Below are 815 nucleotides of genomic sequence, written 5' to 3' on the forward strand. Positions count from 1 at the left end.
GTCGCTGCCGCAGCTTCGGTGCATGGTTTAGCCCCGTTACATCTTCCGCGCAGGCCGACTCGACCAGTGAGCTATTACGCTTTCTTTAAATGATGGCTGCTTCTAAGCCAACATCCTGGCTGTCTGTGCCTTCCCACATCGTTTCCCACTTAACCATGACTTTGGGACCTTAGCTGGCGGTCTGGGTTGTTTCCCTCTTCACGACGGACGTTAGCACCCGCCGTGTGTCTCCCGTGATAACATTCTTCGGTATTCGTAGTTTGCATCGGGTTGGTAAGCCGGGATGGCCCCCTAGCCGAAACAGTGCTCTACCCCCGAAGATGAGTTCACGAGGCGCTACCTAAATAGCTTTCGGGGAGAACCAGCTATCTCCCGGTTTGATTGGCCTTTCACCCCCAGCCACAGGTCATCCGCTAATTTTTCAACATTAGTCGGTTCGGTCCTCCAGTTAGTGTTACCCAACCTTCAACCTGCCCATGGCTAGATCACCGGGTTTCGGGTCTATACCCTGCAACTTAACGCCCAGTTAAGACTCGGTTTCCCTTCGGCTCCCCTATACGGTTAACCTTGCTACAGAATATAAGTCGCTGACCCATTATACAAAAGGTACGCAGTCACCCCATAAAGAGGCTCCCACTGCTTGTACGTACACGGTTTCAGGTTCTTTTTCACTCCCCTCGCCGGGGTTCTTTTCGCCTTTCCCTCACGGTACTGGTTCACTATCGGTCAGTCAGGAGTATTTAGCCTTGGAGGATGGTCCCCCCATATTCAGACAGGATACCACGTGTCCCGCCCTACTCTTCGAGTTCACAGCA

General features: G+C 52.9%; 1 rRNA gene. It reads right to left on the reverse strand.

Annotation, left to right across the window (positions count from 1 at the left end):
• Positions 1-815 (reverse strand): 23S ribosomal RNA (locus tag ACOT1A_RS24590); the annotation flags it as partial.

Source organism: Enterobacter cloacae complex sp. SYL003 (assembly GCF_049236925.1).
Classification (GTDB): domain Bacteria; phylum Pseudomonadota; class Gammaproteobacteria; order Enterobacterales; family Enterobacteriaceae; genus Enterobacter; species Enterobacter intestinihominis.